This is a genomic window from Amycolatopsis sp. WAC 01416 (assembly GCF_003947485.1).
Classification (GTDB): domain Bacteria; phylum Actinomycetota; class Actinomycetes; order Mycobacteriales; family Pseudonocardiaceae; genus Amycolatopsis.
On record NZ_QHHX01000002.1, the window covers coordinates 831,149 to 843,679 of the forward strand.

17 protein-coding genes are annotated in these 12,531 nt (G+C 68.6%); 7 read left to right on the forward strand and 10 right to left on the reverse strand.

Going from position 1 to position 12,531, the window contains the following annotated elements; genetic code table 11:
- Window positions 1–16: 16 nt before the first annotated feature.
- The 4 genes from DL990_RS08360 to DL990_RS08375 all read right to left on the reverse strand — a co-directional run bounded on the left by DL990_RS08360 (window position 17) and on the right by DL990_RS08375 (window position 3,607).
- Window positions 17–682: a response regulator transcription factor gene (locus DL990_RS08360; protein ID WP_125789013.1), complete on the reverse strand. Its 666-nt coding sequence runs from the start codon at window positions 680–682 to the stop codon at window positions 17–19.
- Window positions 679–1,830 (reverse strand): sensor histidine kinase, encoded by a 1,152-nt coding sequence (locus DL990_RS08365; RefSeq protein WP_125798298.1) that lies wholly within the window; start codon window positions 1,828–1,830, stop codon window positions 679–681. Before DL990_RS08365 ends, DL990_RS08360 begins: the two co-directional genes overlap by 4 nt.
- 68 nt (window positions 1,831–1,898) lie before the next feature.
- Entirely contained in the window at window positions 1,899–2,717 is an 819-nt protein-coding gene (locus tag DL990_RS08370) for an SRPBCC family protein (RefSeq protein ID WP_125798299.1), read from the reverse strand.
- A gap of 107 nt (window positions 2,718–2,824) precedes the next feature.
- Complete coding sequence (locus tag DL990_RS08375; RefSeq protein ID WP_125789016.1) at window positions 2,825–3,607, reverse strand: NAD(P)H-dependent oxidoreductase; 783 nt, start codon at window positions 3,605–3,607, stop codon at window positions 2,825–2,827.
- A gap of 43 nt (window positions 3,608–3,650) precedes the next feature.
- Here DL990_RS08375 and DL990_RS08380 point away from each other — a divergent pair, with 43 nt between their 5' ends.
- The 5 genes from DL990_RS08380 (at window position 3,651) to DL990_RS08400 (ending at window position 8,023) form a co-directional block, all read left to right on the forward strand.
- The gene (locus DL990_RS08380; RefSeq protein ID WP_199746260.1) at window positions 3,651–4,661 is read left to right on the forward strand and encodes a GlxA family transcriptional regulator; all 1,011 of its coding nucleotides are present in this window, start codon (window positions 3,651–3,653) and stop codon (window positions 4,659–4,661) included.
- Window positions 4,662–4,713: 52 nt separating this feature from the next.
- Window positions 4,714–5,421, forward strand: coding sequence for a lysoplasmalogenase family protein (locus tag DL990_RS08385; RefSeq protein ID WP_125798300.1), 708 nt, complete (start codon window positions 4,714–4,716; stop codon window positions 5,419–5,421).
- A 67-nt stretch (window positions 5,422–5,488) separates the two neighbouring features.
- A complete protein-coding gene (locus DL990_RS08390) occupies window positions 5,489–5,806 on the forward strand; it encodes a helix-turn-helix transcriptional regulator (RefSeq protein WP_125798480.1) in 318 nt (105 codons plus the stop codon).
- Window positions 5,803–6,240: an SRPBCC family protein gene (locus DL990_RS08395; protein WP_125789019.1), complete on the forward strand. Its 438-nt coding sequence runs from the start codon at window positions 5,803–5,805 to the stop codon at window positions 6,238–6,240. The genes DL990_RS08390 and DL990_RS08395 overlap by 4 nt, the downstream gene beginning before the upstream one ends.
- 19 nt (window positions 6,241–6,259) lie before the next feature.
- Window positions 6,260–8,023, forward strand: a complete 1,764-nt coding sequence (locus tag DL990_RS08400; RefSeq protein WP_125798301.1) for a prolyl oligopeptidase family serine peptidase — start codon at window positions 6,260–6,262, stop codon at window positions 8,021–8,023.
- Here DL990_RS08400 and DL990_RS08405 read toward each other — a convergent pair.
- From DL990_RS08405 to DL990_RS08425, 5 genes are all read right to left on the reverse strand, one after another.
- Complete coding sequence (locus DL990_RS08405) at window positions 8,020–8,454, reverse strand: VOC family protein (RefSeq protein WP_125798302.1); 435 nt, start codon at window positions 8,452–8,454, stop codon at window positions 8,020–8,022. The genes DL990_RS08400 and DL990_RS08405 overlap by 4 nt on opposite strands.
- Before the next feature lie 52 nt (window positions 8,455–8,506).
- The gene (locus DL990_RS08410) at window positions 8,507–9,130 is read right to left on the reverse strand and encodes a LysE/ArgO family amino acid transporter (RefSeq protein ID WP_125798303.1); all 624 of its coding nucleotides are present in this window, start codon (window positions 9,128–9,130) and stop codon (window positions 8,507–8,509) included.
- Window positions 9,131–9,393: 263 nt separating this feature from the next.
- Complete coding sequence (gene trxA, locus DL990_RS08415; RefSeq protein ID WP_125798304.1) at window positions 9,394–9,729, reverse strand: thioredoxin; 336 nt, start codon at window positions 9,727–9,729, stop codon at window positions 9,394–9,396.
- Window positions 9,730–10,125 carry a MerR family transcriptional regulator gene (locus DL990_RS08420; RefSeq protein WP_125789024.1) on the reverse strand — a complete coding sequence of 132 codons (396 nt, stop codon included), beginning with the start codon at window positions 10,123–10,125 and terminating at the stop codon, window positions 9,730–9,732.
- A 41-nt stretch (window positions 10,126–10,166) separates the two neighbouring features.
- On the reverse strand, window positions 10,167–10,562 hold the full coding sequence (locus DL990_RS08425) for a nitroreductase/quinone reductase family protein (protein WP_125798305.1): 396 nt from the start codon (window positions 10,560–10,562) through the stop codon (window positions 10,167–10,169).
- 27 nt (window positions 10,563–10,589) lie between these two features.
- On the opposite strand from DL990_RS08425, the gene DL990_RS08430 reads away from it, so the two are divergent.
- Complete coding sequence (locus DL990_RS08430) at window positions 10,590–11,420, forward strand: alpha/beta fold hydrolase (protein WP_125798306.1); 831 nt, start codon at window positions 10,590–10,592, stop codon at window positions 11,418–11,420.
- A complete protein-coding gene (locus DL990_RS08435) occupies window positions 11,417–11,968 on the forward strand; it encodes a histidine phosphatase family protein (RefSeq protein WP_125798307.1) in 552 nt (183 codons plus the stop codon). Before DL990_RS08430 ends, DL990_RS08435 begins: the two co-directional genes overlap by 4 nt.
- Before the next feature lie 68 nt (window positions 11,969–12,036).
- On the opposite strand, the gene DL990_RS08440 is transcribed toward DL990_RS08435, so the two are convergent.
- The gene (locus DL990_RS08440) at window positions 12,037–12,528 is read right to left on the reverse strand and encodes a hypothetical protein (RefSeq protein WP_125798308.1); all 492 of its coding nucleotides are present in this window, start codon (window positions 12,526–12,528) and stop codon (window positions 12,037–12,039) included.
- Window positions 12,529–12,531: the final 3 nt, after the last annotated feature.

Here is a 12,531-nt window from a genome sequence, read left to right on the forward strand (position 1 = left end):
ACGGGGACCCACCTGCTCACTGGACGGAGGCGCGCACCAGGCCGGACTCGTAGGCCGCGATCACGAGCTGCGCCCGGTCGCGTGCCGCGAGTTTGTGCAGGAGATGGCCGATATGCGTCTTCACCGTCGCCAGCCCGAGGTGCAGGGTTCCGGCGATCTCGTCGTTCGACAGGCCGCGCGCGATCAGGCCGAGGACCTCGCGTTCGCGGGTGGTGATGTTGTCCAGCGACGCCGCGACGCGCTGGCCCGGTTCGGGCAGCCGGGCGAATTCGGCGATGAGCCTTCGCGTGATCGAAGGGGCGAGCAGCCCTTCGCCCGCCGCGACGACTCGGATCGCGGTCAGCAGTTCGGCGGGCGGGGTGTCCTTCAGCAGGAATCCGCTGGCACCCGCGCGCAGGGCCGAATAGACGTAGGCGTCGAGGTCGAAGGTCGTCAGCATCAGCACGTGGACGCCTTCGGTGGCGGCCGACGCGCAGATCCGCCGGGTCGCTTCGATCCCGTCCAGCTCCGGCATGCGGACGTCCATCAGCACGACGTCGGGGCGTTCCTTCTCGGCCAGTTCCGCCGCCTCCACGCCGTCGCTCGCCTCCCCGACGACTTCGAGGTCCGGCGCGCTGTCGACGAGCACGCGGAAACTGCCGCGCAGCAACGCCTGGTCGTCGGCGATCAGTACGCGGATCATCGTGTCCCCACTTCCTTGGCGGCGTACGGCAGCCGCGCGAACACCCGGAAGCCCCCGGCGGGCAGCGGGCCCGCTTCGAAGTCACCACCGTAGACGGCGACGCGTTCGCGCATGCCGATCAAACCGTGCCCGCCGCCGGTCGACGGCGAGCCTTCACCGCGCCCGTCGTCGACGATTTCGACGCTGACCTCGCCGGGGCCTTCGGTGATCGTGACCCGGCAGGCCGACGGGCCCGCGTGCTTCACGACGTTGGTCACCGCCTCCTGGGTGATGCGGTAGACCGAAAGCGCGACGCCTTCGGGGAGGTCGTCCACCGCCTCGCCGGACAACTCGACGCGCACCCCGGCCTGTCCGGCCCGTTCGGCGAGGGTCCGCAGATCGGCGAGTTTCGGCGCGGGCCCGAGCGCCGCTTCGGGCGTCCCGTCACCCGAGCGGAGGACGCCGAGCATCCGCCGGAGTTCGACGAGGGTTTCGCGGCTGGTGAGTTCGATGACCCGCAACGCTTCGCGGGCTTCTTCGGGCTGTTCCTTCGCGACGTGGTTGCCGACGGCCGCCTTGACCGCGATCAGGCTCATGCTGTGCGCGACGACGTCGTGCATTTCGCGCGCGATGCGCAGCCGTTCGTCGGAAACCGCCTGATCAGCCTGGGTATCGGCGAGCTGGGCCAGATTCGCGCGCCGTTGCCGCGTCATCCAGCCCAGCGCCCACGAGCCCGCCACCCCGCCGCCCGCGAAGGCCGTCGACGCGATCGTGTTCGGCCCGAGCCGCAGGAACTCGAAGATCATGACGACGACCAGGCCGAGCCCCATCGCGATCAGCGAGCGGGGCCGCGGATGTTCCAGCGCCACGGTGTACAGGGCGCACGCGGTGGCCAGGAGCGCGGCCGGGCCAAGCCCGTTGCCGGCGAGCAGGGCCGGGATCAGGCTGCCGAGGCCGAGGCCGTAGGCGACCAAGGGCCGGTGGCGCCGCAACGCGATCGCGATGCCGCTGGCGGCGACCGTCGCCCAGGCGAGCCACATCGGGATGGCGATGAGGAACGTCCAGGTCCGCGCGGCGAGGTTCCCGCCGACGGCCACGACGAGGACCACCGCGAGAAGCGCGTCGATCAGGTACGCCACCCGCTGCGGGAGCGCCGACGGCTGTTTCATACGGCGAACTTAGCCGGACGGGTGGCGGGTGCGCGTCCGTCCGGCGGAGGTCATCCCCAGGGTGGAGATCAGCCTCCGTGAGCCGACGCGAAGAACTCCTTCAGCTTCTCGCGCCAGCTTCGCAGCGCCTCGGGCACGACATCGTCCTGTCCGTCCGGGACGGTCTGCGTCAGCTCCACCATGGTGCCGTCGAGTTCGGAATGGCTGAACTCCCAGCGCACGACGCCGCCGCGCGGCAGGGAGAGCTCCAGCAGCCGCGGCGGTTCTTCGCGGATGACCGTGCCCGACGCCTTTTCGTGCGTGAGAAGTGGCCAGACGTCGTCGAGCGGTTTCCAGATCAGGTCGCGGCGGAAGCGGATCACCTTGCCCTCGCCGGTTTCCAGTACTTCGCCGTCGGCGAGCCCGAACTCCTCGATGTAGGCCTCGATGGGGCCGACCCAGTCCTGCGGCGGCTCGTGGTCCTCGCCGTCGAGCAGGGCGGTGAGCGCGACGAGGCAGCTGTCCCAGCCGGCGGCCGTGCGGCCCGCCGCGATCCTGGCGATCGCGGGTTCACCCCGGCCGAACGTATGGGTGAACAGCAGACGGCTGCCGTCGCCCGCCGGAGTGATCTCCCAGCGCAGCACGTCGTCGTTCCAGCTGAACGCGAACACGCGAGGCTCGTCGGCTTCGAGCACCTCGCCCGCTGTCGGAGTCTCTTCGCCTTCGAAAGTGAACTCGATGGTCCCGCCCGGTCGCAGGTCGACGGCGACCGCCGCGGGGAACCACTTCGCGAGCGCCGACGGTTCGGTGATCGCCCGCCAGACGCGCTCCGGCCGATGCGCGAGACGGCGTTCGATCCGCAGCGCTGGGCGCTCTCCGACGGTTTCCAACCGGGCGCGAGGGTTCACGGTTACCTCCTAATGTGCCTCAAGGGGAATATAACCGCGACGTAATACAGGGTCAACCGGGACGGAACTCGCGTGATTGGAGCCGTAACACGGAGTTCCGCCTTCAATCACGCGAGTTCCGGCCTGGAGACGTGGACGCCGATGCCGCCCCGGCCGGGAGCGAGGTCGTCGCGCAGGACGAGGTTCTCGTCGTAGTCGCCGCCGTTCTGGGAGCGGAACGGGATCGGGTCGCGAGTGGACAGTGTTCGAAGCCGTTCGCGCAGTGTCTCGGCGGCGGCCTCGTACTGCTCGGGAGAAACGCGGTCGGCGCCGCAGACCGTGAGCGGAGGGAGGACGGACATCCCGGCGTACCAAAGGGTTCCGTGCTGTAGCGGGAACAACACGTCGTTGATCTCGCCGTTCACGCCGCGCGGTCCGATGGTGGCTTCCGGCGCGCCCGCGGTCAGCAGGACCATGGCGCGCTTTCCGGCCAGCACCCCTTCGCCATAGCGCGACGTCCGGCCGTCGGGGCGTTGCACGCCGTAAGCGAAACCCTTGACGAAAACGCGGTCGAACCAGCCCTTGAGGATCGCGGGCATCCCGTACCACCACAGCGGGAACTGGACGATCACCGTGTCCGCCCATGCCAGTTTCTCGTGCTCGGCGCGGATGTCTTCGCCGAGTTCGCCGGTCTCGAAGGCGTTCTTCGACGTCGAGCCGACGACGAGCCGGTCTGTGGAAGCGGCCCGGCCGAAGTCGTCGGCGTCGACGACGGCCTTCCACTTCATCGCGTACAGGTCGGATTCCCGGACGTCGGCGCCCTGCGCGCGAAGGGTGCGCACGCCTTCGTCACGCAGTGAGCCGCCGAGGGAGCGGGGTTCCGGATGGGCGAAGATCCACAACACGTTCATGTGTCCACCGTCGCGCGGCCCGGCGGTCGACGCGAGTGGCCCGATGGCCAACATGTGCAAGAATCAGGCCATGGGCTTTTTCGGGTATCCCGGCCGTCATCGGGTCGCCGTGCTGGTCCGGCACGGAATGCTGGTGATGGAGCTGGGCATCGTCATCCGGCTCTTCGGCACGGCCAAATCGGCCGACGGCGAGCCGCTCTACGAAGTCGTCACCTGCACGCCGGAACCCGGCCAGATCCGGACCGACGCCGATGTCGCCATCTCGGTCCCGCTCGGCCCGGAGGTGCTGGCCGAGGCCGACACCGTCGTCATCCCGGCCTCGTCCACCGAATACGAACCGTCGGGGCACGACCTCACCGAGCCGCTCGCGCGGGCGCTGGAGCTGATCCGGCCGGAGGCGAGAATCGCGTCGATCTGCACGGGTGCCTTCGTGCTCGCCGCCGCCGGACTGCTCGACGGCCGGAAGGCGACCACGCACTGGCGTTCGGCGCTGGATTTCCAGGCGAAGTTCCCGAAGGTCGACCTCGATCCCAACGTGCTCTACACCGACGACGGGAACGTCCTGACCGCGGCGGGTGTCGCGTCCGGGATCGACCTCTGCCTGCACATGATCCGATGTGATCACGGCGCCGCGGTCGCGAACGAGGTCGCGCGCGGCACGGTCGTCTCGCCGCATCGCGAGGGCGGGCAGGCGCAGTTCATCCGGCGTCCGGTGCCGGAACCGCAGTCCTCGTCGACGGCGGCGGCGCGGGCCTGGGCGCTGGAGAACCTCGACCGGCCGCTGACGCTGCGCGAGCTGGCGGCGAAAGAGGCGATGAGCACGAGGACGTTCACACGGCGGTTCCGCGACGAAGTCGGGATTTCGGCGCTGCAGTGGCTGACCCAGCAACGGATCGAACGGGCCCGTCAGCTGCTCGAAGAAACCGACCTGCCGGTGGACAAGGTCGCGGCCGAGGCGGGGTTCGGCACGGCCGCGTCGCTGCGGCAGCATCTCCAGGCCGCGTTGGGTGTCTCGCCGAGCGCGTACCGGAGTACCTTCCGCGAAGCCGTCTAGAAACGGCTGACTGCCTGGTAACTTACCCAGAAATAAGTTCCGGAGGTGGTCAGTGTCAACAGCGAAGGCCCTCAAGCTCGCCGAACGGATCCTGTTCGGCGCCGCCGCGATCGGCACGGTGTACTCCGCCAGGACAGGCAACCGGCGGTTGCAACTGGTGACGAAACCGGCCGCGGTCCCCGTGCTCGCGGCTCGCGTCGCCCGGGCACAAACGCTTGCACCAGGGGAGAAGGGGCTGCTCGTCGCCGCCTTGGTCGCGGCAGGCGCGGGCGACCACTTCATGGGCCGGTCGCATGAGGACCGTGAGCTGATCAAGGGCGCGACGTCGTTCGGCGTGATGCAGGTGCTGTACTCCGCGTTCCTGTGGCGCCGCGGCGCACGTCCGCGTGCCGCGACCGCGACGCCCCGGCTCGGGGCGTGGGCTGCGGCCGCCGTCGCGATGACGCTCCCGAAGCCGTCTCCGGTGTCTTCGGTGCTTTCGGTCTACGGAGGCCTGCTGAGCACGACGTCGACCCTCGCGGCCGACCCGGCCTTGGCGCCGAAGTCCAAGGTCGCGGGCGGGATGGTGGTCCCGTCGGGTGATCGCCGGACCTGGATCGCCGCCGGCGCGCTGCTGTTCTCCGCGTCGGATCTGGCGATCCTGATCCGCCGCAACTTCGTGACCAGTGAGCGGGTGCGGGCCAATCTCGAAACCTTCGTGCTGACCTCGTATCTGGCCTCCCAGTGGCTGCTCGTAGAGGGCATGACCGCGGAGAAGTAGAAAGTTAAGCAGATACTTGACTATTGCTCGGCATGGGTGCATAGTTAAGCATGTGCCTAACCAACAGATGGATCAGGTGTTCAAGGCGCTTTCCGACGGGACGCGCCGCGAAATGATCGAGCGCCTCACCCGGGGGCCCGCCTCGGTGGGGGAGCTCGCGCAGCCGTTGTCGATGTCGTTGCCCGCCGTGATGCAGCACCTCCAGGTGCTCGAAGCCGGCGGGCTGGTCCGGTCGGAAAAGGCGGGTCGCGTCCGCACCTGCCACCTCGAACCGGACGGCCTGCGGATGGCCGAGGACTGGCTCGGCGAGCAGCGCACCGGCTGGGAACACCGGCTCGATCGCCTTGGTGGCTTTCTGAACTCCGATGAAGGGAAACGGTCATGACCGTCAAACACGCCACTTTCACCCTCGAACGCGTCTATCCGGTGTCGCCGGAACGCGTTTTCGCCGCCTGGTCCGATCCCGCCGCGAAAGCGGGCTGGTTCACCGTGCCGGGCGGCGGGCATTCCTTGGACTTCCGTGTCGGCGGCCAGGAGGTCACCAGCGGTCCTCCCGATGACGGGAAGCGGATGGTCTTCGAAGCGCGCTACGAGGACATCGCCGAGAACGAGCGGATCGTCTACGCGGGCACACTCTCCGCGAACGACGTTCTGGCGACCGTGTCGGTCACGACGGTGCTGCTCGAAGCCGAGGCGGACGGAACACGGCTGACGCTGATCGAGCAGGGCACCTTCCTTGACGGGCACGAAGAACCGAGCTGGCGGGAACAGGGAACGGGCGACTGGCTCGACAAACTGGGCAAAACACTGTCGCGATGATTTCCGGCAGGATGGGGACATGCTGACCGCTGAGCTGATCGTCGACAGCCATTTCCCGTCGGAACCCGCGCTTTCCCCCGACGGGAAATGGGTGGCCTACCAGGTCTCGACCATCGCGAAAGGCGTCCCCGAGATCTGGCTCGCCGCTGTGGACGGCAGCGAAAAGCCGCGGAAGCTGGCCGAAGGATCCTCACCCCGGTGGTCCGCGGATGCCCTCTATTTCCTCCGGGACGGCCGTGTCTGTTCGCGGGACGAGGAGCTGTTCGCCTGGGGGAGTGAGATCACCGGATTCCTTCCGCTGCGCGACAGGATCGTGTTCATCGCCGAAGACGAGACGCCCGCTCCGGCCGTCTGGGTCTGGAGTGAGAGTCTTCGCCCGGCGCGGCTGCGGAGCTTCGACCCTCGAACCGGCGAGATCACGACGCTGATCGAAGACCACGTCGTCGACGTCGCCTGCCGCCAGGACGACAAAGCGCTCGCCGTCGTCACCTGGCCGACGCCGGAAGTCGACCCCGGCGGGCTCGAACCCCGGCTTTCCTTGCTGGACCTGGAAACCGGTGAGCGGCGTGATCTCGGCCGGGTCGCGTTCGAAGCCGCCGGCCCGGTTTGGTGGCGGGACGAGGACGGCTGGCACATCGCGTACCTCGGGAACCCGGAACCGGTGGGTGGTCGGGCGGTCTTCGACGTTTCCGTGGAAACCGGGGAACATCGGAACCTGACCGAGGAATCGACCTGCCCGGTCAAGCTCGCGCAGGTCGATTCCGGTGCTCCGCTGGTGCTCGTCGCCGACGGGCTCGACTCGGCCCTCCATCGGCTCGGCGGCGGCGAAGTGTCGTTCTGGCGCGGGCAAGCCGACGCGCTCGCCTCGAACGGCGAGATCGTGGTCACCGTGCTGAGTACCGCGTACCGGCCGAAGGATGTCCATTGTGGACCGGTGGGTGGGGCGTTGACGCGAGTCAGCGACACGGCGCCGGAGTTCGCCGGGATTTCGTGGGGCTCCCAGGAACGGTTGGCCTACAAGGCGTCCGACGGCCTCGCGTTGGACGGCCTGCTCGTCCTGCCGCCGGGAAAGACCCGGGCCGACGGGCCTTTCTCGCTGGTCACGCGGGTTCACGGCGGACCGTACGACCGGCACGCGGACCGCTTCATGCTCAACTGGTACCCGTCCGCGCAGTGGCTGACCCTGGCAGGGCACGCCGTCTTCCTGCCGAATCCCCGTGGGGGACAAGGCCATGGGCATGAATTCGCCGCTTCCGTCGCGGGACGGGTAGGCATGGAGGAATGGAGCGATATCGAGACCGGGATCGACCTCCTCATCGCCGAAGGGGTGGCCGATCCGGAGCGGCTCGGGATCGTAGGCGGGAGTCACGGCGGATATATGACGGCCTGGGCCGTCGGGCAGACCCGCCGGTTCGAGGCGGCGCTGATGGTCGCCGGGATCTGTGACTGGGGAATGCTCGCCGCGACCGGTGAACTCGGTCCGCTGGTGGAATCCGCGCACAGCGGGAGTATCGGCTGGGAAGGGGCAGGCCCGCACCGGCACGATCAGCTCAGCCCGATCTCCTTCGCGTCGAAGATCGAGACCCCCGTGCTGATCGTGCACGGTGCGGCAGACACGAACGTCCCCTTGTCCCAGGCGGAATTCTTCCACCGCGCGCTACGCCACTTCGGCGTCGAACACGACCTCGTCGTGTATCCCGGTGAAGGGCATTCGCTCCGCGGACGTGATCACCAGCTGGACCTGCTCCGCCGGACTCGCGAGTGGTTCGCGCGGTTGCTTTAGCTCCAATCGGTCTGCGGTTCGCCGGGGATGTGCGTGCCGAAAGTCCATTCGTAGCCTTCGAGATCGTCGACGCGGCAGCGGTAATTGCCCCATTCGGTGTTCTCCGGATTCCAGACCGGAGTCGCGCCGGCTTCGACGGCGGAAGCGAAGACGGCGTCCACGGCCTCTTGCGTCGGAAGGCTCACGTAGAGGCCGTGGCCGACCGTCTCGCCCTTGCGGGCCGGGCGGTCGTAGTCCTCTTCTGCGCTGAACACGATGATCCCGACGCCGCCGAGCCGCAGCTCCGAGTGCTGGATCAACCCTTTGTCGTCGGCGAACTCCATGGTGGTCTCGAACCCGAAGGCGCGTTCGAGCCAGCGAAGCGCCTTCGGGGCATCGTGATAGGCGAGGTAGGAGTGGAGGGAGGCGAGGCGTTCCTTGGTTTCGGTCATGGGGGCAGCCTCGCAACCGATGCGGACAACTACGGTCCTGGATTGCCGGCGATCACCAAAGGAGACGGAGGCCGAGCACGGTGATGAGCGCACTGGACGCCAGCGCGGTCACCAGCCGTCCACGGCGTCCGGTCAACGCCTTGCCGAGGACGGCTCCGCCGCCCGCGAGGAACAGTTGCCAGCTGGCCGAAGCGGCGAACGCCGCGAGCACGAAGACCACGTGCTCCGCCCCGCTCGCCGCGGCCATGTCCTCGCTGCCGAGTACGAGCGCCGCGAAGTAGACCACCGTCGTCGGGTTCAGCAGCGTGATCCCGAGCAGGCTCACGTACGCCTTCGCCGGGCCGATCGCGACCGGCTGGCTCACCTCTGCTTTGGCGGAGGCGCGAAAGTTCCGGATCCCGGTGAGTCCGATGTGGACGGCCAGCCCGAGCAGCACCGCCACCGAAACCCAGCGCAACGGTTCGGCGATCGGCTCGATGATCGGGATCAGGCTGCCGCCACCGAGGACCGCGATCAGGGCGTACAGCCCGTCGGCCGTGGCGACTCCCAAGGCGGCGTACGCGCCGATCTTGAGCCCTGCCCGTGCTGTCAGTACCACCAGATAGGTCGCGACCGCGCCCACCGGGATGGCGATGCCATACCCGGCGAGCAGGCCCGCGACGAGCGCGGCGCTCACGGCAGGACTGGTGTCGGCCTCCGCCAGGACCCGGCCTGCTGCTGCACCCGCACCCGTCGGACGACGGAGGACGGGGACAGGAAGGTGCGGGTCGATGTCATGTGGTGAAGGATGCGAACGGACGGCCCGGCGCGCAACACAATTAACGGCCGGTTCGCGATGGGCCTCGTGAGTGGCGATTCGGGTTAGAACCCGAATCGCCACTCACGACCCCCGGCACCGGCCACGCCACCTTCGCCTTACCCCTCAACCGTCCCTGCCACTCACGAGTGGGCGGGCTCCAGAACGGCGTCCAGATCGGCCAGCAACTTGGCCTTCGGCCGGGCGCCGACGGTCGTCCACACCGGACTCCCGCCGCGGAAGAGGATCAGCGTCGGCAAGGACATGACCTGATAGTTCCTTGCCGTGAGCGGGTTCTCGTCGGAGTTGAGCTTGCGGATGAGCAGTGCGCCGGCACGCTCCTCGGCGATTTCCGCGAGTACCGGCGCGATCATGTGGCAGGGCGGGCACCATTGCGCCCAGAAGTCCACCAGGACGGGCTTGTCCTGGTCGAGGACGAGTTCTTGGAAGGTTTCGTCGGTGACGACGGAAAGGGACATTCAGGCCTCCTCGGTTCGCGGCACGACGACGCACGGTCCCGGCGGCGTTTTCAACGCGCCCGCCAGTTTGGTCAGCAGGCTGTCCCGCACGTCGTTGAGCCTGGCAAGACAGGCGTCCACCTCGGCGAGTTTGCGTTGGTAGACCTCGATCGAATCGGCGCACGAGTCGCCGGTCTCGTGCCCGGCGCGCAGGCATTCGACGAACGGCCTGGTGTCCTCGAGGCTGAGCCCGACCGCTTGCAGGGTCAGGATCTCGTGCACCAGGCGGTAGTCGTCCTCGTCGTACTCCCGGTAGCCGTTCGACGCGCGCCGTGCGTCGAGAAGCCCTTGTGACTCATAGAAACGCAGCGCGCGCGTGGTGGTCCCGGTGCGCGCGGCGAGCTCGCCGATCCGCATGGTCCGAGCGTAAACCTTGCCCTTGGCGTCAAGGCAAACGTTCAGTCGTCGAGATCGACGCGGATGGTGAGGAGGTTCGTGCCGATCGCCCGCACGGCGGCGCTGTTGACCGTGGGCAGGGTCTTCAGCCGGGCGCGGGGGTCGTCGTCGGGGAGCAGGAGCGCCGTGCCGGCGTGCCACCGGCCCTTGAGCCGGACCCGGACGCGCGGATCGGCCTGGATGTTGCGGACGTACTGCGATTTCTCCCCGAACTCGGAGACGATCCAGAACGAGCGGCCCACCCTGCGGCCCCCGATCGGCGTCTGCCGGGGCACCCCGGACTTGCGGCCGGTGGTCTCCAGGACCGGCTGGTTCGGCAGGCGGACGAGGATCGGGTTGCCGACGTGGCGCTGGAAGGTCGTGGCCACCCGGTGCTTGATCTCGTGATAGCGGGACATGGTTCCAGGGTGCCCTACGCTCGGGCCATGGTGAACGAGTCCGACGTGGACCTGGGGGACGGGACCACCTTGCACACGTACGACACCGGCGGAGCCGGCCCGGTGGTCTTCTGGCACCACGGCACCCCGAACGTCGGCGCCCCGCCTGCCCCGCTGTTCGCGGCCGCCGAGCGACTCGGGCTGAGGTGGGTCTCCTACGACCGGCCCGGTTACGGCGGCTCGTCGCCGCGCCCCGGCCGAGACGTCGCGTCGGCGGCGTCGGACGTCGAGAAGGTCGCCGATGCACTGGGGATCGAGCGGTTCGCGGTCTTCGGGCATTCCGGTGGCGGACCGCACGCGTTCGCCTGCGCGGCTCTGCTGCCGGAACGGGTCTCGGCGATGGTCGCCGTCGCGAGCATGGCCCCGTACGACGCCGACGGCCTGGACTACTTCGCGGGCATGAGTGCGGCAGGAGTGGGCTCGCTGACGGCCGCCTTGGCGGGGCGGGAGGCAAAGGCGGACTACGAGGCGTCGGCCGAATACGACGCCGAGATGTTCACCGCCTCGGACCACGCGGCCCTTGCCGGTGACTGGAAATGGTTCCTCGATGTCGTCGGCCCCGCGGTCGAGGGCGGCCCCGGCGGACTGATCGACGACGATCTCGCGTACGTCGCGCCATGGGGCTTCCAGCCGTCCGACGTCAAAACCCCGGTGCTGCTCCTGCACGGCGGCGCGGACCGGATCGCGCCGCTCGCGCACGGCGAGTGGCTGGCCCGGCAGTGCGCCGCGGCCGAGTCGCGCACTTTTCCCGAGGAGGGGCACATTTCGGTTCTTCGCCACGGGGAGGCCGCGCTCGAGTGGCTGGCCGAGCGCCCGTGAGCTGCGACATCGTGCTCGTCCGGCACGCCGAGTCCGTTCCGCCTTCGCCGGGAAAGCCCGAAGACCCGGACCGACCCTTGACCGCGGCGGGCGTGGCGGCCGCGGAACAGCTCGCGCACGAGCTCGTCGCGATGAACCCGACGGCGGTCGTGTCGAGTCCGTACCGGCGAGCGGCCGCCACGGTCGCGCCCGCGGCCAGAAGGGCCGGACTCGAGGTCACCACCCGCTGGGAGTTACGTGAGTGGGACTCGGGCCTGGAACCGACACCGGACTACGCCGCGCACTACGAGCGCAGCTGGGCCGATCCGGATTTCGTGCGGCCGGACGCCGAGAGCCTGCGGCAGCTGACGGTGCGTGCGATGGCCGCCGTCGATCGGCTCGCCGAAGAGCATGACGGCGGTGTCGTACTGGTGGGCAGTCACGGGACCTTCGTATCTCGGCTGCTGGCCGGGATCAGGCCGGGGATCGACTGGCCGTTCTCCCGGGACATGCCGATGCCCGCCGTCCACCGGCTCAAAATCCATCCAGGGCGCACCAGCGAGCGATAACCGAACGTGACGGTGTGGGGAAATAGGGACACTCAACGTCTCTATTTCCACACACCTCCCCAAAACACTCATGAGCCCACAGCACCGAAGGCGGCGTGCAGCGCCTCTTCGTACTGCTGCCGCGAGAACGTCAGTACACCGATGGCGTCGTAATTCCATTCCCGGTACGTATTGCGAAGCCCCGACCAAGTCACCGTCTCGTCGTCGGTCGCTATCTTCACCACCAACGCCCAGCATTCGACGATGCCGCACGAGCACCCCAGCAGCAGGTGTTCGTCGTCTTCGACGCCATGCGGAACGTCATCCGGTGTTTCCCCGAGAAGATGCTCGGCGGAGCAACTGGTCACGGGGCCGTAATCCCCGGCGAGCAAGGGTGCGGGTTCCGGCGCGAACTCCTCGGCGAGCTCCCGCTGTTCCGCGAGCGCGCCGGGAAGTTCGGCCCGGCGCACCAGTTCCAGGAAGGAGACGCCATCGATCAGCAGCTCGAGCGCGGCTGTCGTTCTCTCCTTGGCCGATCGCCTTGTCACGTCGGAGATCCTGCGGAACTCGATCGAACGCATGGG